General features: G+C 71.0%; 16 protein-coding genes. 5 read left to right on the top strand and 11 right to left on the bottom strand.

Annotation, left to right across the window (positions count from 1 at the left end):
* Window positions 1-51: 51 nt before the first annotated feature.
* From FNV62_RS43290 to FNV62_RS43270, 5 genes are read right to left on the bottom strand one after another with little or no spacing between them, the layout of a single operon-like run.
* Window positions 52-2226 carry a 3-hydroxyacyl-CoA dehydrogenase NAD-binding domain-containing protein gene (locus FNV62_RS43290; protein ID WP_144316068.1) on the bottom strand — a complete coding sequence of 725 codons (2175 nt, stop codon included), beginning with the start codon at window positions 2224-2226 and terminating at the stop codon, window positions 52-54.
* A gap of 58 nt (window positions 2227-2284) precedes the next feature.
* Complete coding sequence (locus tag FNV62_RS43285; protein ID WP_054232760.1) at window positions 2285-3499, bottom strand: acetyl-CoA C-acetyltransferase; 1215 nt, start codon at window positions 3497-3499, stop codon at window positions 2285-2287.
* Window positions 3500-3529: 30 nt separating this feature from the next.
* Window positions 3530-4672: an acyl-CoA dehydrogenase family protein gene (locus tag FNV62_RS43280; protein WP_060894772.1), complete on the bottom strand. Its 1143-nt coding sequence runs from the start codon at window positions 4670-4672 to the stop codon at window positions 3530-3532.
* A 14-nt stretch (window positions 4673-4686) separates the two neighbouring features.
* Window positions 4687-5700, bottom strand: coding sequence for an LLM class F420-dependent oxidoreductase (locus tag FNV62_RS43275; RefSeq protein ID WP_054232762.1), 1014 nt, complete (start codon window positions 5698-5700; stop codon window positions 4687-4689).
* Complete coding sequence (locus FNV62_RS43270) at window positions 5700-6866, bottom strand: CaiB/BaiF CoA transferase family protein (protein ID WP_225900593.1); 1167 nt, start codon at window positions 6864-6866, stop codon at window positions 5700-5702. Before FNV62_RS43270 ends, FNV62_RS43275 begins: the two co-directional genes overlap by 1 nt.
* A gap of 296 nt (window positions 6867-7162) precedes the next feature.
* On the opposite strand from FNV62_RS43270, the gene FNV62_RS43265 reads away from it, so the two are divergent.
* A complete protein-coding gene (locus FNV62_RS43265) occupies window positions 7163-8335 on the top strand; it encodes a saccharopine dehydrogenase family protein (protein WP_143610024.1) in 1173 nt (390 codons plus the stop codon).
* 20 nt (window positions 8336-8355) lie between these two features.
* On the opposite strand, the gene mmpA is transcribed toward FNV62_RS43265, so the two are convergent.
* The 4 genes from mmpA to FNV62_RS43245 all read right to left on the bottom strand — a co-directional run bounded on the left by mmpA (window position 8356) and on the right by FNV62_RS43245 (window position 10861).
* Complete coding sequence (gene mmpA, locus FNV62_RS43260) at window positions 8356-8502, bottom strand: morphogenic membrane protein MmpA (RefSeq protein ID WP_162489330.1); 147 nt, start codon at window positions 8500-8502, stop codon at window positions 8356-8358.
* A 75-nt stretch (window positions 8503-8577) separates the two neighbouring features.
* Window positions 8578-9312, bottom strand: a complete 735-nt coding sequence (locus FNV62_RS43255; RefSeq protein ID WP_144316067.1) for an endonuclease V — start codon at window positions 9310-9312, stop codon at window positions 8578-8580.
* A gap of 48 nt (window positions 9313-9360) precedes the next feature.
* Complete coding sequence (locus FNV62_RS43250) at window positions 9361-9687, bottom strand: hypothetical protein (protein ID WP_054232765.1); 327 nt, start codon at window positions 9685-9687, stop codon at window positions 9361-9363.
* An 85-nt stretch (window positions 9688-9772) separates the two neighbouring features.
* Window positions 9773-10861 (bottom strand): WD40/YVTN/BNR-like repeat-containing protein, encoded by a 1089-nt coding sequence (locus tag FNV62_RS43245; RefSeq protein ID WP_144316066.1) that lies wholly within the window; start codon window positions 10859-10861, stop codon window positions 9773-9775.
* Window positions 10862-11119: 258 nt separating this feature from the next.
* Here FNV62_RS43245 and FNV62_RS43240 point away from each other — a divergent pair, with 258 nt between their 5' ends.
* Window positions 11120-11536 (top strand): SsgA family sporulation/cell division regulator, encoded by a 417-nt coding sequence (locus FNV62_RS43240; protein ID WP_054232767.1) that lies wholly within the window; start codon window positions 11120-11122, stop codon window positions 11534-11536.
* 15 nt (window positions 11537-11551) lie between these two features.
* Here the strand turns inward: FNV62_RS43240 and FNV62_RS43235 are convergent, their stop codons facing one another.
* Together FNV62_RS43235 and FNV62_RS43230 are read right to left on the bottom strand one after the other, a co-directional pair.
* Window positions 11552-12433, bottom strand: coding sequence for an isocitrate lyase/PEP mutase family protein (locus FNV62_RS43235; RefSeq protein ID WP_143610022.1), 882 nt, complete (start codon window positions 12431-12433; stop codon window positions 11552-11554).
* Window positions 12434-12588: 155 nt separating this feature from the next.
* Entirely contained in the window at window positions 12589-13269 is a 681-nt protein-coding gene (locus FNV62_RS43230) for a GOLPH3/VPS74 family protein (protein WP_143656315.1), read from the bottom strand.
* A gap of 302 nt (window positions 13270-13571) precedes the next feature.
* On the opposite strand from FNV62_RS43230, the gene FNV62_RS43225 reads away from it, so the two are divergent.
* The 3 genes from FNV62_RS43225 to FNV62_RS43215 all read left to right on the top strand — a co-directional run bounded on the left by FNV62_RS43225 (window position 13572) and on the right by FNV62_RS43215 (window position 17337).
* Entirely contained in the window at window positions 13572-15206 is a 1635-nt protein-coding gene (locus FNV62_RS43225) for an ABC-F family ATP-binding cassette domain-containing protein (RefSeq protein ID WP_144316065.1), read from the top strand.
* A gap of 169 nt (window positions 15207-15375) precedes the next feature.
* The gene (gene ddaH, locus FNV62_RS43220; protein WP_097287269.1) at window positions 15376-16152 is read left to right on the top strand and encodes a dimethylargininase; all 777 of its coding nucleotides are present in this window, start codon (window positions 15376-15378) and stop codon (window positions 16150-16152) included.
* A 207-nt stretch (window positions 16153-16359) separates the two neighbouring features.
* Window positions 16360-17337 (top strand): acyl-ACP desaturase, encoded by a 978-nt coding sequence (locus tag FNV62_RS43215; RefSeq protein WP_054228076.1) that lies wholly within the window; start codon window positions 16360-16362, stop codon window positions 17335-17337.
* Window positions 17338-17353 lie beyond the last annotated feature (16 nt).

Here is a 17353-nt window from a genome sequence, read left to right as displayed (position 1 = left end):
GCCGCTGAGGACTCCTGAGCCACACCCGCGCGCCTCCTGCTCGGCGATCCGTCAGCTGTCGCTGAACCTCTCGCCGTTCTCCGCCTTCTCGACGAGCAGCGCGGGCGGCGCGAACCGCTCCCCGTAGCGCTCGGCGAGTTCACGCGCGCGTGCCACGAATCCGGCCGGACCTCCGTCGTAGCCGTTGATGTACTGGAGCACGCCGCCGGTCCAGCCCGGGAAGCCGATCCCGAAGATGGACCCGATGTTGGCGTCCGCGACGGACGTCAGCACGCCCTCCTCCAGGAGCCGGACGGTGTCCAGCGCCTCGGAGAAGAGCATGCGCTCCTGCATGTCCTTGAACGGGATCTCGTGGCCGGGCTTGGTGTAGTGCTCCCGCAGGCCGGGCCAGAGCTTGCCGCGCTTGCCGTCCGCGCCGTACTCGTAGAAGCCCGCGCCGCCGCTGCGCCCGGTGCGGCCGAACTCGTCGACCATGCGGTCGATGACCGCCTCCGCCGGGTGCGTCTGCCAGGTGCCGCCCGCCTCCTCGACGGCCTGCCTGGACTCCTTGCGGATCTTGCGCGGCAGGGTGAGCGTCAGCTCGTCCATCAGGGAGAGGACCTTGGCCGGGTAGCCCGCCTGGGCCGCCGCCTGCTCGACGGAGGCGGGCTCGATGCCCTCGCCGACCATCGCGACGCCCTCGTTGATGAAGTGGCCGATGACGCGGGAGGTGAAGAAGCCGCGCGAGTCGTTGACGACGATCGGGGTCTTCTTGATCTGCCGTACGAGGTCGAAGGCGCGCGCCAGTGCCTCGTCGCCGGTCCGCTCGCCCTTGATGATCTCGACGAGCGGCATCTTGTCGACGGGCGAGAAGAAGTGCAGTCCGATGAAGTCGTCCTGCCGCTCCACGCCCTCGGCGAGCACGGTGATCGGCAGGGTCGAGGTGTTGGAGCACAGCAGCGCGTCGGGCTCGACGACGTTCTGGATCTCCTGGAACACCTTGTGCTTGAGGGCCGTGTCCTCGAAGACGGCCTCGATCACGGCGTCGCAGCCGGCCAGGTCGTTCGGGTCGGCGGTGGGCGTGATGCGGGCGAGCAGCTCGTCGGCCTTCTCCTGGGTCGTACGGCCCCGGGAGACGGCCTTCGCGCAGAGCTTCTCGGAGTAGGCCTTGCCCTTGGCCGCCGCGTCCGCCGACACGTCCTTCAGGACGACGTCGATGCCCGCGCGGGCGCACGAGTAGGCGATGCCGGCGCCCATCATCCCGGCGCCGAGGACGGCGACCCTGCGGACCTGGCGCGGCGCGATGCCCTGGGGGCGGTTGGCGCCGGAGTTGACCGCCTGGAGGTCGAAGAAGAACGCCTGGATCATGTTCTTCGAGGTCTGCCCGGTGACCAGCTCGGTGAAGTAGCGGGCCTCGATGACCAGCGCGGTCTCGAAGTCGACCTGGGAGCCCTCGACGGCGGCCGCCATGATGTTGCGCGGTGCCGGGTAGGGGGCGCCGTTGAGCTGCTTCCTCAGGTTGGCCGGGAAGGCGGGCAGGTTGGCGGCGAACTTCGGGTTCGACGGCGTGCCGCCCGGGATCTTGTAGCCGGGCTTGTCCCAGGGCTGGTGCGACTCGGGGTTGGCATCGATGAAGGCGCGCGCCTTGGCGAGCATCTCCTCGGAATTGGCCGCCACTTCGTGGACGAGCCCGTTCTCCAGGGCCCGCTGCGGGGAGTACTGGGTGCCCTGGAGGAGCACCTTCAGCAGCGCGTCGGTGATGCCCATGAGGCGGACGGTGCGGGTGACGCCGCCGCCCGCGGGCAGCAGGCCGAGGGTCACCTCGGGCAGGCCGATCTTGGAGCCGGGGGCGTCGAGGGCGACGCGGTGGTGGGAGGCGAGGGCGATCTCGTAGCCGCCGCCGAGGGCCGCGCCGTTGATGGCGGCGACGACCGGCTTGCCCAGGGTCTCGATGCGGCGCAGGGAGGACTTGATGGCCGTGCCGGTGTCGAAGGCCTCCTGGGCGTTCTCCGGCCCTGCCTTGATCATGTCCTTGAGGTCGCCGCCCGCGAAGAAGGTCTTCTTGGCGGAGGTGTAGATGATGCCCCGGATGGAGTCCTTCTCGGCCTCGGCGCGTTCGGCGATCGCCGCGATCGAGTCCTTGAAGGCCTGGTTCATGGTGTTGGCGGACTGGTTGGGGTCGTCGAGGACGAGGGTGACGACACCGGTCTCGTCCTGTTCCCAGCGGATGGTGGTGCTCTCGGTCATGAGGAGGGTCTCCGTAGAAGCCGTTTAAGCCGTGGAAGTCTGGGGGTCCCGCCGGGGGTTACAGGCGCTCGACGATGGTCGCGATGCCCATGCCGCCGCCCACGCACAGCGTGGCCAGGCCGTAGCGCTTGTCCTGGCGCTCCAGTTCGTCGACGAGGCTGCCGAGGATCATCGCGCCGGTGGCGCCGAGCGGGTGGCCGAGCGCGATCGCGCCGCCGTTGACGTTGACCTTGTCGAGCGACAGGCCCATGTCCTTCACGAAGCGCAGGACGACGGCGGCGAAGGCCTCGTTGATCTCCACGAGGTCGATGTCGTCGATGGTCAGGCCGGCCTTGGCGAGCGCCTTGCGGGTCGCGGGCGCGGGGCCGGTGAGCATGATGGTGGGCTCGGAGCCGGAGACGGCGGCGGCGACGATCCGCGCGCGCGGGGTGAGGCCGTGGCGCTCGCCGACCTCCTTGGAGCCGATGGCGACCAGGGAGGCTCCGTCGACGATGCCGGAGGAGTTGCCCGCGTGGTGGACGTGGTCGATCTCCTCGACCCAGTGGTACTTCTGCAGCGCCACGGCGTCGAAGCCGCCCAGCTCGCCGATGTCCGCGAACGAGGGCTTCAGCTTGCCGAGCGAGTCGGCGGTGGTGCCGGGGCGCATGTGCTCGTCGTGGTCGAGGACGACGAGCCCGCTGCGGTCCTTCACGGGGACGACGGACTTCTCGAAGCGGCCGTCCTTCCAGGCGGCGGCCGCGCGCTCCTGGGAGAGGGCCGCGTACTCGTCGACGTCCCGCCGTGAGAAGCCCTCGATGGTGGCGATGAGGTCGGCGCCGATGCCCTGCGGCACGAAGTTGGTGGCGATGTTGGTCATCGGGTCGGCGAACCAGGCGCCGCCGTCCGAGGCCATGGGCACACGGGACATCGACTCGACGCCGCCCGCGAGCACCAGGTCCTCCCAGCCGGAGCGGACCTTCATCGCGGCCAGGTTGACGGCTTCCAGGCCCGAGGCACAGAAGCGGTTCTCCTGGACGCCGGCGACCGTGTCGGGCAGTCCGGCGGCGATCGCGGCGATCCGCGCGATGTCGGAGCCCTGGTCGCCGACCGGGCCCACGACCCCGAGCACGATGTCGTCGATCGCGGCCGGGTCCAGGCCCGGCAAGCGGCGCTGGATCTCGTGGATGAGGCCGACGACCAGGTCGATGGGCTTGGTGCCGTGCAGGGCGCCGTTCGCCTTGCCGCGCCCGCGCGGGGTGCGGATCGCGTCGTACACGTACGCTTCGGTGCTCACTGATAAGCCTTTCGGGGAGGGTGCGGAGGATCAGCCGAGCAGGGAGCGGCCGATGATCTCCTTCATGATCTCTGTGGTCCCGCCGTAGATGGTCTGGATGCGGCCGTCGGTGAAGGCCCTGGCGACGCGGTACTCCGTCATGTAGCCGTAGCCGCCGTGCAGCTGGAGGCAGCGGTCCGCGACGCGCTTTTGCAGCTCGGTGGCCCACCACTTGGCCATCGAGGCGTGCACGGCGTCGAGTTCGCCGTTCGTGTGATCGACGACGCAGCGGTCGAGGAACGTACGGGTGACGGCGCACTCGGTCGCCATCTCGGCTATCTCGAAGCGGATGTGCTGGAGCTTGGACAGCGGCCGTCCGAAGGCCTCGCGCTCCTTGACGTACTGCGTGGTGATCTCCAGCAGGTGCTCGGCCGCCGCGATCCCGGCGACGGCGATGCCCATGCGTTCCTGCGCGAGGTTCGTCATGAGGTGCCCGAAGGCGCCGTTGAGCTCCCCGAGCAGGTTCTCCTTGGGGACGCGTACGTCGTGGAAGAACAGCTCGGCCGTGTCCTGCGCCTTCTGCCCGATCTTGTCGAGATTGCGGCCACGCTCGAAGCCTGCCATGCCACGCTCGACGACGAGCAGAGACAGACCGTGGGCGCCGCCCTCCGGGGTCGTCTTCGCGACGACGATCACCAGGTCGGCGAGGATCCCGTTCGAGATGAAGGTCTTGGAGCCGTTGAGCAGCCAGTGGTCGCCCCGGTCCTCGGCGTGCGTCCTGATGCCCTGGAGGTCGGATCCGGCGCCGGGCTCGGTCATCGCGATCGCTGTGATGAGTGAACCGTCGCAGAACCCGGGCAGCCAGCGCCGCTTCTGCTCCTCGGTGGCCAGGTCCGTCAGATACGGCCCGATGATGTCGTTGTGCAGCCCGAGGGCGAGACCGGCGGCCCCCGCGCGCGTGAACTCCTCGGCGAGTACGGCGCTGTAGCGGAAGTCGGCGTTGCCGCCGCCTCCGTACTCCTCCGGTACGGCGAGGCCGAGCAGCCCCTGTTTCCCGGCGGCGCGCCAGGCCTCGCGCGAGACGATGCCGTCCTTCTCCCACTGTTCGTAGTACGGCGTCACCTCCTTGGCGAGGAAGGTGCGCACGGTCTCCCGGAACGCGTCGTGCTCGGCGCCGAAAATCTGCCGCTTCATGCGCGAATGCCCTCCTAGAGCCAGCTCTTGACGGTCTCGACCAGGCGGGCCGGCTCCGGCCCCACGGGAGTGATGTTGAGCATGTCGACCCCGGCCTCCCGGAAGGCCTCGACACGCTCGCGCACATAGCTCTCCGGCCCGCACAGCGAGATCAGCTCGCAGAACTCGGCAGGTACGGCGGCCTCGGCCTCCTTCTTCCGACCGGAGAGGTACAGCTCCTGGATGAGCCGGGCCTCCTTCTCGTAGCCGTAGGCCACCGCGAGGTCGTTGTAGAAGTTCTTGCCGGGGGCACCCATGCCGCCTACGTAGAGGGCGATTTTGGGTCGCGCGAGTTCCCGTACGGCCGCCGCGTCCTCGCCGATGGCGAGCAGGCCGCCCGCGACGGTCCGCAGCGGGCCGAGCGCCGGGTCCCGCAGTGCGGCGCCCTCCGCGAGGGGGCCGCCCCACACCTGGTGGGCCTTCTCCGGGATGAAGAGGGTGGGCAGCCAGCCGTCGGCGACTTCGGCGGTCATCCGGACGTTGGCGGGGCCCAGGGACGCCACGTACAGCGGGATGTCGGGGCGCACCGGCTTGGTGAGGAGCTTCAGGGGCTTGCCCAGGCCGCCGGGGCGGGGCATGTCGGTGATGCCGTGGTGGTCGATGACCTCGCGACGCAGGATGCGGCGGGTCAGTTCGATGGCCTCGCGGGTGCGGCCCAGTGGCTTGTCGTACGCCTTCCCGTGCCAGCCCTCGACGACCTGCGGGCCCGAGGCACCGAGCCCCAGCATGGCGCGGCCGCCCGAGAGCGCGTCGAGTCCGGCGGCGGTCTGCGCGAGGAGCGCCGGGGTGCGCGAGTAGACGTTGAGGATCCCGGAGCCGATCTTCATGCGCTCGGTGCGGGCGGCCAGATAGCCCATGATCGTGGGCGCGTCGAAGCCGTAGGCCTCCGCGACCCAGACGGCGTCCAGACCCGCGGACTCCAGGGCGGCGACCTCGTCGGCGGCCTGCCGGGGGTCGCCGGCGTAGTCGAGCGGGAGGGAGAGCTCCATCAGTCGCCGTCCTTCATCGAGTCGTCCGTCATGAGGTCGTGCCCCGTCAGCCGTGGTACGTCCCAGTCGCGGGCCACGTCCGCGGTGTCGGCGCCGGGCAGGGCGGGGCCGGTGCGGACGGAGGTGCGGGTCAGGGAGAAGCGGGGTGCGGGGGCGGGCTGGGTGATGCCGCCGTGGTCGGTGAAGGTGCCGCGGGCGGCGAGGTGGGGATGGGCCGGGGCCTCCCGCAGCGACAGGACGGGGGCCACGCAGGCGTCGGAGCCCTCGAAGACCGCGGTCCACTCGTCCCTGGTGCGGGTCTTGAAGCGAGCCGCGACCACCTCGCGCAGCTCGCCCCAGCGGGCCAGGTCCTTGCGGGCGTCGGCGTACTCCTCGATGCCGAGCAGTTCCACGAACTCGGCGTAGAACTGCTGCTCCAGGGCGCCCACCGCCATGTACTTCCCGTCGGCCGTCTCGTACGTGCCGTAGTACGGGCAGCCGCCGTCCAGGAGGTTGGCGCCGCGCCGGTCCTGCCAGCCGCCCGCGGCGAGCATGCCGTGGATCATCGAGGCCAGGTGCGCGGCGCCGTCGACGATCGCCGTGTCCACGACCTGCCCGGCGCCGGTGGCGCGCGCGTGGTGGAGCGCGGCGAGGACGCCGACGACGAGGTAGAGCGAGCCGCCCGCGTAGTCGCCGACGAGGTTCGCGGGGACCGCGGGCGGCTCGTCCGGCCTGCCGATCATGCCGAGGGTGCCGGTGAGGGCGATGTACGCGATGTCGTGCCCGGCACGCGGGGCGAGCGGGCCCTGCTGGCCCCAGCCGGTCATCCGGCCGTAGACGAGCCGCGGGTTGCGGGCGTGGCAGGTCTCGGGGCCGACGCCGAGGCGCTCGGCGACGCCGGGGCGGAAGCCCTCGACGAGGATGTCCGCGCGTTCGACCAGATCGAGGACGCGGGCGGGGCCGTCCTCGGCCTTGAGGTCGATCACGACCGACCGTTTGTTTCGGTTGGTGATGTCGTACTCCGGGTTGACGGCGAGCCCCGTGCCGCCGGGCCGGTCCACGCGGACGACGTCCGCGCCGAGGTCGGCCAGGAGCATGGCGGCGAACGGGCCGGGGCCGATGCCCGCCAGCTCCACCACGCGCACTCCCGCCAGCGGGCCGTACGCCGGCGTCCCTGCCACTGCCATCGAGCCCCCAGCACTGTGACACCACTGATGTGACATCAGAGATGTTAAGAACGTGTTCCACGCCGGGCAAGCCCCCAGCGAGCAAGCGCTTAGTTAAATCCCGGGTGGCGGATCATGCCGAAAGGTCATGAAACAGGGCGCGTCAGCGGCGTATGCCGCCGCACGGCCGGCGCGCGTTCCCCTGTACGGCCACGGCCACCTCCGACCTCTGTGTCGACCTCATCGTTCGGCTGCTCGTACCTCACGCTAGCCTCAGCCACCGACAACGGCGCTTCGCGCACGACAGATGGGGTGTCATGAGCAGGCTGAACGGGATGGCTCGCACGTACGACATCGTGCTCTTCGGAGCCACCGGGTTCGTCGGAGCCCTCACCGCGGAGTACCTCGCCGCCCACGCGCCCGAAGGGCTGCGCTGGGCGATCGCGGGCCGCGACGAGGAGAAGCTGGCACGGCTGCGGGAGCGGCTGTCCGGCGCCCCCGACGTGCTGGTGGCGGATGTCGCCGATCCGGCGTCGCTGCGCGAACTCGCCCGCGGCGCGCGCGTGGTGGCGACGACCGTCGGGCCCTACATACTGCACGGCGAGGAGCTGGTCGCCGCCTGCGCCGACGCGGGCACCGACTATTTGGACCTCACCGGCGAGCCCGAGTTCGTGGATCTGATGTACGTCCGGCACGACACACGCGCGCGGGAGACGGGGGCCCGCCTGGTGCACGCCTGCGGTTTCGACTCGATTCCGCACGACCTGGGCGCCTATTTCACGGTGCGGCAGCTGCCCGAGGACGTGCCGTTGCGGGTCGACGGTTTCGTCCGCGCACAGGCGATGTTCTCGGGCGGCACGTTCGCCTCCGCGCTCACCCAGTTCGCGCGCGGGCGGCACATCCTGGCCGCGGCGCGGGATCGCGGGCGGCACGAACCACGGCTGGTCGGACGGCGGGCACACGCGCCGCTGAGCACACCGCGGTTCGCCAAGGAGGTCGGGGCATGGGCGCTGCCGCTGCCCACTATCGACGCCCAGATCGTGCAGCGTTCGGCGCGGGTGCTGGAGCGCTACGGGCCCGACTTCCGCTACCGCCACTACGCGGCCGTCGAACGGCTGCCGGTCGCGCTGGGCGGGGTCACGGCCGTCGGCGCGGTGTTCGCGGCGGCCCAGGTGCCGCCCGCGCGGCGCTGGCTGTCCGACCGGATCAAGCCGGGCGAGGGGCCCAGTGCCTCGCGGCGGGCGAAGAGCTGGTTCTCGGTGCGGTTCGTGGGCGAGGGCGGCGGACGCCGCGTGTTCACGGAGGTCGCGGGCGGCGACCCCGGCTACGGCGAGACCGCCAAGATGTTCGCGGAGTCCGCGCTGTCGCTCGCCTTCGACGACCTGCCGGAGACGGCCGGACAGGTCACGACGGCGGTGGCGATGGGCGACGCGCTCATCGAGCGGCTGCGCGGGGCGGGGATCACCTTCAGGGTCGCCGCGTCCCGGTAGGACCGTCCGGAAGGTGCTCTCTAGAGCGGCCAGCCCAGCACCGTGTAGATCATCCCGCCGATCCAGCCGACCCCGGCGAGGACGGAGAGGACCAGCGCGGCCATCACGGTGCGCTCGACGGGCTGGGTGGCGCCGGTGGCGGGCTTCGGGGAACGGTGCGTCGTCATGCGCGAAAGCCTGCCGATCATGACGGCGCCGCCGCATCCGTACAGATACTCAGAACACGTACTCAGGGCACGTACTCAGTCAACGGGTGAGGCTCCTGAGGGAGTTGTCTCCTTCAGGGCCCGTCGGCACAGGGAGTCCGCTCTTCGGGTGGTCTCCGGGAGGCGGTATCGCGGGGTGAGCGCGAGGGTGTGCGCGCAGGCGTTGTCGAGGCTCACCCGGTGGCCGACCGAGACGAAGACCGGCTTGACGCCGTCCTGGGTGCGCAGTGCGCGACCGACCTCCTCCGGGCCCGTCGGTTCGCCCGCGAGCAGCGGGGAGGCGCTGCCGCGCCGGGCGCCGGGCTCCTCGTAGGAGAAGGTGAACGGGTTCTTGGCCACCCCGATCGTGGGGAGCCCGGTGAGGACGCCGAGGTGGCTGGCGAGGCCGAAACGGCGGGGGTGGGCGAGACCGTAGCCGTCGCAGACCACGAGACCCGGCGGGCACGGCAACGCGTCGAGCACGGCCAGCACGGTCGGGATCTCGCGGAAGGCCAGCAACCCGGCGACGTAGGGGAAGGAGACCTGTCCGACGGCGGTGGCCTCGGCGACGACGGTGAGGCTCGCCGCGTCGAGCACGACGGCCGCGGCCACGACGACGTCCCGCTCGTCGTCGTACGCCACGTCGACGCCCGTCACTCTGCCGGTGCCGGGCGGCGGCCCGGGCTCGTCGAGCACCACGCGCCCCCGCAGTTCGTCCTGCACGGCGCGGGCCTGCTCCTCGGTCGCGGGCCAACCCGCGGGAATCGGTACGGTGTTCAACGAGGTGTTCATGGTGCCGACGAGCCTAAGCCCACAGCACCGGACGAGGCCGTGGGGCGGTCACTTGTCGCCCAGCGCGCGCCTCAGCTCCTCCTTGTTCATGTCCGACCGGCCATGGATGTCACGCCGCTTGGCCTCCTCGTACAGCTGGTCGTACGTGGGTCCCTGGGCGCCCTGGTGGGAGCGCAGGCCGCCGCGCCTGCCGGAGGAGATGTCCTCGGTGGACGTGCGGCTCGCGGTCTTCGACTCGCCGGCCCGGGCGCGCTCCTTGTTGACGGTGCGCGCGGCGATCTCCTCGGCGCGCTCCCTGCCCTCTCCCCGGTCGAGAGCGCTCTCCTTGATGTGCTCGTACTGGCGTTCGCGCTTGGGGCTGGAGCCACGGGGCATGGCGGCTCACTTCCTTCCGTGTCGCCGATCGCTTGCTTGCGCGTCGGCGACACGGGTACCCAGCTCGCCACGGGGCACGCGGCGGTCAGCGCTCCAGACGTGCCACCCGGCCCTTCTCCCCGGATGCCCAGCAGCCCAGGTCGGGGGTGCAGTCCACGGTGTCGTACGAGCCGGTGTCCAGGGTGCGCCAGGTGCGGCCGCCGTCGGTCGTGAGGTCGGTGCCGGTCGGGCCGACCGCGAGCGCGGAGGTGCGGCTGTGCGGGAGCCAGGCGACACCGGAGCGGTAGGCGGGCGGCGGCTGGGCGGCGGGGGTCCAGGTGCGGCCGCCGTCGGGGGTGAGGGCGGCCACCTGGGGCGATGCCTGGTCGGCGCGGTAGTCGCCGCCGACCGCGAGGCCGTGGGCGCGGTCCCGGAAGGCGAGGGCGAAGACGCCACGCGCCGGGTCGCCCGCCGGGATCGGCGTATCGGCCGCCTTCCAGGTCAGTCCCCGGTCGGTGGAATGCAGCACACGCGCGTGTGCGCCCCCGCCGGTGGCCAGCCAGGCATCGTGCGATCCCGCGCTCACGAGGCACTGTCCACTGGCGGCGAAGCCCGCCTCGCCGTCCTGCGCGGCGGGCATGCCGTCACTGGGCAGCACCTTCCAGGACCGTCCGCCGTCGCTGGTGGACAGGATGCGGAACCTGCCGTCCACGGGGTCGCTCATCGCGAGGCCGTGGCGCCGGTCGAAGAAGGTCAGACAGTCGTAGAAGGCCTTCGCGTCGGTGTTGCGGAAGGACTCGGTCCAGGTCGCGCCGCCGTCGTCGGTCCTGAAGACCCGGGAGGCCTCGCCCTCACCGATGGCGAGGACCACCGCGCGCCGCGCGTCGAACGCCTCGATGTCGCGGAACTCCAGGTCGGCGGCGCCGGGCGGCGAGACGTTCCGCCAGCTCGCGCCGCCGTCGGTGGTGCGCAGGACGGTGCCCTTGGCGCCGGCCACCCAGGCGGTGTCGCGGTTGACGGCCGACAGTCCGCGGAAACGCACGTCGCTGCCGCTGTCCTTGAGCGCCCAGTGGGCCGCCTTCCCCGCCTCGTGTGCCTGCGCGGGCGCCGCCGTCAGCGCGGCGGCGAACGCCGCCGCGCACAGTCCCACGGTGACCGCCCGACTCGTACGTCTCGACTTCCCCAAGCCCCTCATGGCGGGCGAAGCTAGCCCACTCCCCGGGCGCCGTCCAGATGCCCTCGGCGGGAACCCGGGGGCTCCGGTTGGTGTCCTCTCCGGTATCGCGGGCATGTCGGAACGAGAAATGGATCACTACGTGTCACCGAGGTGAATGAACTCGGTGACAGAGGTCACTTGCGTTTCAGGTGCACTGAATGGCTCATTCCGTCGTCTCATACATTGCCCGGCCTCATCCGCCCGGAGTTCGTCCAGCCGTCACAAGGGAGCAAGGCGTTGTCCACCGTCATCGAGCAGCCCGTAGAGGCCCGCCTCGTCGCCGCCGCCCCGCGGATGCCGAGCATTCCCGCAACGCTCCACTACGACCGCAGCGACCCCTTCGCCGTCCGTATGACCTTCCCCGCCCCGGCCACGCTGGAGGGCGTGGAGGTCTGCTGGACGTTCGCGCGCGAGCTGCTCACGTCCGGCATGGAGGACTCCGTGGGGTACGGCGACGTACGGGTGCGGCCGTACGGCTACGACCGGACCGTTCTGGAGTTCCACGCCCCCGAGGGCACCGCCGTGGTGCACGTGCGCTCGGGCGAGGTGCGGAAGTTCCTCCAGCTCACGACCGAACTGGTGCCCGTCGGACTCGAGCATCTCCAGGTCGACCTGGACCACGACCTGGAGGAGCTGATGCGGGGCACCTGCTGAGCGGCGCCCCCGCCCTCAACGAGCCCCGCCCAGCAGGGTGTTGAGCTCGACGTAGTCGAGTCCTCCGGTCAGCGAGTCGTAGGTCCCCGCGCTCAGCAGCTCCCGCGCGGCACGGCGGACCACGGCGTGCGCGGCCTGCGCGATGCTCGAGCCCGTGCTGATCCGGGCGACCCCGAGCGCGGCCAGCTCGGCGACGGACGGCGCGCCGGGACCGGCCAGCACATTGAGCGGGCCCTCGACACCCGCCACGAGCGACTTCACCGTCCCCGGGTCGACGACCCCGGGAACGAAGATCCCGTCGGCTCCGGCGGCGAGGAAGGCGGCGGCTCGCTCCAAGGTCTCCTCGACCCCTCCCGCGCCCCTCAGAACGGTGTCGATGCGTGCGTTGATGAACAGCGGGACACCCGCCGCATCGGCTGCGGCACGGGCCGCGGCGATACGCTCCGCCTGCTCGGCGACCGGACGCAGCGGGCCACGGCCGCCGTCGCCGGCATCCTCGCCGTCGTCACCTTCGCCGCCGCCTTCCCTGCCGTACAGCGCGTCCTCGATGTTCACGCCCACGGCGCCCGCCGCGAGCACCGCGCGGATCGTGTCCCCGACGCCCGCGGCGTCCTTCGCGTAGCCGCTCTCGATGTCCGCGCTCACCGGGACCCGGACCGCGGCGGCGACGCGCGCGACCGCGCCGAGGGCCCGGTCCCTGTCCAGCCGGTCCCCGTCGGCCGTTCCCAGGTCCCAGGCGAGCCCCGCGCTGGTCGTCGCCACGGCGGCGGCGCCCGCCTCCTCGACCAGGCGCGCGCTCGCCGTGTCCCAGGCGTTCGGGAGGACGAGTGGGCGGCCGGGGATGTGCAGGGCGCGGAAGGCGAGGGCGGTTTCGTGGGTGGGGTTCTGGTTCGTCATGGGGACGATCCCATCACCGGGGGCGGGGCGGGGGCTGGCAGGAATGCGACGTGTGCGTGGGGGGGAAGCATGGGCGGGTGCGGGTCGCCGGGGGTTGCTCGCGCGGTCCCCCGCGTCCCTTCCCGCGCCCCTTCCCAGATGCCTTCCCGGGTGCCTCAGCCCCCCGTTGCCGCGCCCGAGGTCGAGGCCGCCGTGGCCGCCACGACGATCGCGGTGCGCACCTCCTGGATGACCTTCTTCAGCGCCGGAGCAGCCGCTCCGCTGCGATCGGTCAGCTCCTCGATGCGCTGCTTGTACAGCTTGCGGTCCTTGCCGGACGCCAGCGTGCGCAGTTCGGCCGCGGCGGCTAGGGCGACGAGGGCCGCGTCGCGGTCGGAGACCTCCTCGACGGGCACGGGCCCCCGCAACACGGTCCGTGCCTCCTCCCGCAGCGCCTCCACCGCGGACACCCGCTCCAGCTCGTACTCCACGGACGGGAAGAGCCCGAGCACCCGCTTCTTCTCGGCCCGCAGATATCCCTCGGCGGCGAGCTGCGCGCGGACCGCGTCCAGGGTGACACGCGCCCGCAGGGTCACCCACGCCTTCCACTTCCGGGGCCGGGACTCCTCCACCAGTTCCAGGAGCCCGTCGAGGACGAGGTCCCCCGTAAGGGCGTCGGCGTCGACCGGTGTGGCGATGCCGTCCACGTCGGCGAGCAGTCCGCGCTGGGCGAGTTCCGTGAGGGCGCCGGCGCGCACCAGATGGTGGAGGTGGGTCGCCCCCGTGACCTTGAGCCTCGTGGTGTCCCAGGCCAGCAGATAGAGCCGGGCGGGCAGCGACAGCGAGCCGTTGGGCACGGCGTCTCCTTCGGGGTCGAGGTCGGGGCCACGTTAATGCGTTGACAGCGTTCGGAGCCGTTCCTACGGTGTACAGCGGTCCTGTTGTCGTCGATTGGAGAAGGACGTTGCTCGTCTGAGGTCTGAGACACCGCGTCACACAGTGGGCTTTCGTCGCCCCCGTGTGCGCAGCGTGCGACCTCGGCGTATGAGCCGTCCTCCGGTTTACGGGGCCTTCTTTCCGCCCTCCTGACCGGATCGTCGTCACCTCGCGGTGTCCCGAACGCGTGCCCCTGACCGCACCCAGTAATCGCGAGGCCCTCATGTCTTCTTTCCCCACCTCCCTCAGCTGCACCTCCCTCTCCTTCGCCTGGCCGGACGGAACCACCGTCTTCGACGACCTTCAGGTCGCCTTCGGCCCCGGCAGGACCGGGCTCGTCGGCGTCAACGGATCAGGGAAGTCCACCCTGTTGAAGCTGATCGCGGGCGAACTGCCCCCGGCCGACGGCACGATCCGCGTCACCGGCGAAGTCGGTCATCTGCCGCAGAACGTCACGCTCGACACCGCCCTGCGGGTCGACGAGGCGCTCGGCATCGCCGCCACGCGTGCCGCGCTGCACGCCATCGAGGCGGGCGACGCGGCCGAGGAGCACTTCGACGTCGTCGGCGACGACTGGGACGTCGAGGAGCGGGCGCTCGCCATGCTCGGCGAACTCGGACTCGGGCACGTCGAGCTGGACCGCACCATCGGCGAGGTCTCGGGCGGCGAGTCGGTACTGCTGCGCCTGGCCGCGCTGCTGCTGCGCCGGCCGGACATCCTGCTGCTGGACGAGCCCACCAACAACCTCGACCTGTACGCGCGCAGGCGGCTGTACGCGGCCGTCGAGGCCTGGTCCGGGGTCATGGTCGTGGTCAGCCACGACCGCGAACTGCTGGACCTGGTCGACCAGATCGCCGATCTGCGCTCGGGCGAGGTCACCTGGTACGGGGGCAACTTCTCCGCGTACGAGGAGGTCCTCGCCGGCGAGCAGGAGGCGGCGGAGCGCATGGTGCGCGTCGCCGAGGCCGATCTGAAGAAGCAGAAGCGCGAGCTGGTCGACGCGCAGGTCAAGCTCGCCCGTCGTAAGCGCTACGGGCAGAAGATGTTCGAGCAGAAGCGCGAGCCGAAGATCGTGATGGGTGCGCGCAAACGGGCCGCCCAGGAGTCGGCGGGCAAGCACCGCATCATGCACGAGGAGAAGCTCGCCGAGGCGAAGGACCGGCTCGACGACGCGGTGGAGGCCGTACGGGACGACGACGAGATCCGTGTCGACCTGCCGTACACGGCCGTACCGCCGGGCCGCACCGTGCTCACGCTGGAGAACCTGGAGCTGAGGTACGGCGCTCGCGTGGACGGCGTGTTCGATCTGCGCGGACCCGAGCGGATCGCGCTGATCGGGCGCAACGGCGCGGGCAAGACGACGCTGCTGCGGACGATCGCCGGGGAGCTGGAGGCGGTGTCCGGCCAGGCGCTGGCCCATGTGCCGCTTCGGTTCCTGCCTCAGCGGCTCGATGTGCTCGACGGGGAGCTGACCGTGGCCGAGAACGTGGCCCGCTTCGCGCCCGCCGCCACCATCAACCGGGTCCGGGCGCGACTCGCCCGCTTCCTGTTCAAGGGGGCGAAGGCCGACCAGCGGGCGGCGACGCTCTCCGGCGGCGAACGCTTCCGGGCGACGCTCGCGGCGCTGATGCTCGCCGAACCCGCGCCGCAGCTCCTGATGCTCGACGAGCCGACCAACAACCTCGACCTGGCGAGCGTCCGCCAGCTCACCACGGCGCTCGAGTCCTACGAGGGCGCGCTGATCGTCGCCAGCCACGACCTGCCGTTCCTGGAGTCGATCGGAATCACACGCCGGCTGCTGCTGGAAGGAGGAGAACTGAAAGAAACCACGGCGGAAGCTGTCGGGTATCCGACATAGCGCCGGGCCCGGAGGCTGACTAACGTCGCTTCCGGGCACCGCCCCGCGTCACGTTCGGACGCGGGTCCGCCCGCCGTCCGGTCCGGGGGTGCCGAGTCGGGGGCTGTTGTGCGCGCGAACGGCGCTGCATGATGTGCGCCGATGCACCCTGCCGATTCGGAGACCGCTCGTGCCCAGCCAGAAAGCCCTCATCCGCAGGCCCAGTCCCCGTCTCGCCGAGGGACTGGTGACGCACATCGAGCGCGAGAAGGTGGACGTCGACCTGGCCGTCGAGCAGTGGGAGGCGTACGCCGAGGCGCTGCGCACGCACGGTTGGGAGACCGTCGAGGTCGATCCGGCCGACGACTGCCCCGACTCGGTGTTCGTCGAGGACGCCGTGGTCGTCTTCCGCAATGTCGCGCTGATCTCCCGCCCCGGCGCCGAGTCCCGCCGCGCCGAGACCGCCGGGGTCGAGGAAGCCGTGGCCCGGCTGGGCTGTTCGGTGAACTGGATCTGGGAGCCGGGCACCCTGGACGGCGGCGACGTCCTGAAGGTAGGCGACACGGTGTACGTGGGCCGCGGCGGGCGCACCAACGCGGCCGGGGTCCAGCAGCTGCGGGCGGCCTTCGAACCGCTCGGGGCGCGGGTCGTGGCCGTACCCGTGAACAAGGTGCTGCATCTGAAGTCGGCGGTCACCGCGCTGCCCGACGGGACGGTGATCGGCCATGAGCCCCTGGTGGACATGCCTTCGCTGTTCCCGCGCTTCCTGCCGGTACCGGAGGAGTCCGGGGCGCATGTCGTGCTGCTCGGCGGCGGGAAGCTGCTGATGGCGGCGAGCGCCCCGAAGACGGCGGAGCTGCTCGCGGGCCTCGGTCACGAACCGGTTCTCGTGGACATCAGCGAGTTCGAGAAGCTCGAGGGGTGTGTGACATGCCTCTCGGTACGGCTTCGGGAGCTGTACGTCTGAACACGCCCGCTCCCCCGCTGGGACCCCCACTGATCAGGCACTCTTTACAGCAAACTTAACCTACGGTTTCGTAACCTACGGATACGTAGCCTACGATGCCGTAGGTTACGTCTCCGCTCGGTAACCCGCCGAGCAACTCGCTCGGCTGCACGCCCGGCAACACGCTCAGTAACTCGCTCAGCAATTTCACGTCCCCCTGGAGCACCCGTGACGATCACTTCTCCCCACCTTGGCAGCCCGTCCACCGACTGGACCGACGCTCGGCTGCTCTACGCGTTGGAAGAAGTGGTCGAGACCGAGCTCAACCGCCACCTCAAGGTGGCCAAGGACTGGATGCCGCACGAGTACGTGCCGTTCGGCGACGCCCGGAACTTCCCCGGCTTCTTCGAGGACGGCGAGGCCTGGGACAAGAAGCAGTCCAAGGTCACGGAGATCGGCCGGATCGCGCTGGTCGTCAACCTGCTCACCGAGGACAACCTGCCGAGCTACCACCACGAGATCGCCGCGCTCTTCGGCCGTGACGGCGCCTGGGGCACCTGGGTGCACCGCTGGACCGCCGAGGAGGGCCGACACGGCATCGTGATGCGCGACTACCTGCTCGCCTCGCGCGCCGTGGACCCCGACAAGCTCGAGGCGTCCCGTATGGCGCACATGAACGAGGGCTTCGAGTCGGACAACCGCCACTCGATGCTGCACACGGTCGCGTACGTCGCCTTCCAGGAGCTCGCGACCCGCGTCTCGCACCGCAACACCGGTCACCAGTCGGGCGACCCGGTCTGCGACCGCATGCTGGCGCGCATCGCGACCGACGAGAACCTGCACATGGTCTTCTACCGCAACCTGCTCAAGGCCGCGTTCGAGCTGGCCCCCGACCTGACCATGCAGTCCGTCCGCGACGTCATCGTCAACTTCCGGATGCCCGGACACGGCATGCCCGGCTTCGAGCGCGCCGCCGCGCAGATGGCCATCGGCGAGGTCTACAACATGCGCATCCACCACGACGACGTGCTGCAGCCGGTGCTGCGCCACCTGAAGGTCCTGGAGATGGACGGCCTCGGCCCCGAGGGCCTGCAGGCCCAGGAGGAGCTCGGCTTCTTCATGGGCGGCCTGGACGCGGAGGCCTCGAAGTTCGACGAGAAGCTCGCGGCCCGCAAGGCGCGGATGGCCGCGCGCGCCGCCGGCTGACCCTCTCCGGTCGAAG

This window comes from Streptomyces sp. RLB3-17, from assembly GCF_007113425.2.
GTDB classification, from domain to species: Bacteria; Actinomycetota; Actinomycetes; order Streptomycetales; family Streptomycetaceae; genus Streptomyces; species Streptomyces mirabilis_D.
The sequence above is the reverse complement of the archived record's forward strand: the minus strand, read 5'-3'. Positions and strand labels throughout refer to the sequence as shown.

What these genes read in the sequence shown, in the direction of transcription:
- FNV62_RS43290 (WP_144316068.1), bottom strand. Translation starts at nt 2,226, where the DNA reads ATGACCGAGAGCACCACCATCCGCTGGGAACAGGACGAGACCGGTGTC.
- FNV62_RS43280 (WP_060894772.1), bottom strand. Translation starts at nt 4,672, where the DNA reads ATGAAGCGGCAGATTTTCGGCGCCGAGCACGACGCGTTCCGGGAGACC.
- FNV62_RS43275 (WP_054232762.1), bottom strand. Translation starts at nt 5,700, where the DNA reads ATGGAGCTCTCCCTCCCGCTCGACTACGCCGGCGACCCCCGGCAGGCC.
- FNV62_RS43270 (WP_225900593.1), bottom strand. Translation starts at nt 6,866, where the DNA reads ATGGCAGTGGCAGGGACGCCGGCGTACGGCCCGCTGGCGGGAGTGCGC.
- FNV62_RS43265 (WP_143610024.1), top strand. Translation starts at nt 7,163, where the DNA reads ATGAGCAGGCTGAACGGGATGGCTCGCACGTACGACATCGTGCTCTTC.
- mmpA (WP_162489330.1), bottom strand. Translation starts at nt 8,502, where the DNA reads ATGACGACGCACCGTTCCCCGAAGCCCGCCACCGGCGCCACCCAGCCC.
- FNV62_RS43255 (WP_144316067.1), bottom strand. Translation starts at nt 9,312, where the DNA reads ATGAACACCTCGTTGAACACCGTACCGATTCCCGCGGGTTGGCCCGCG.
- FNV62_RS43250 (WP_054232765.1), bottom strand. Translation starts at nt 9,687, where the DNA reads ATGCCCCGTGGCTCCAGCCCCAAGCGCGAACGCCAGTACGAGCACATC.
- FNV62_RS43245 (WP_144316066.1), bottom strand. Translation starts at nt 10,861, where the DNA reads ATGAGGGGCTTGGGGAAGTCGAGACGTACGAGTCGGGCGGTCACCGTG.
- FNV62_RS43235 (WP_143610022.1), bottom strand. Translation starts at nt 12,433, where the DNA reads ATGACGAACCAGAACCCCACCCACGAAACCGCCCTCGCCTTCCGCGCC.
- FNV62_RS43225 (WP_144316065.1), top strand. Translation starts at nt 13,572, where the DNA reads ATGTCTTCTTTCCCCACCTCCCTCAGCTGCACCTCCCTCTCCTTCGCC.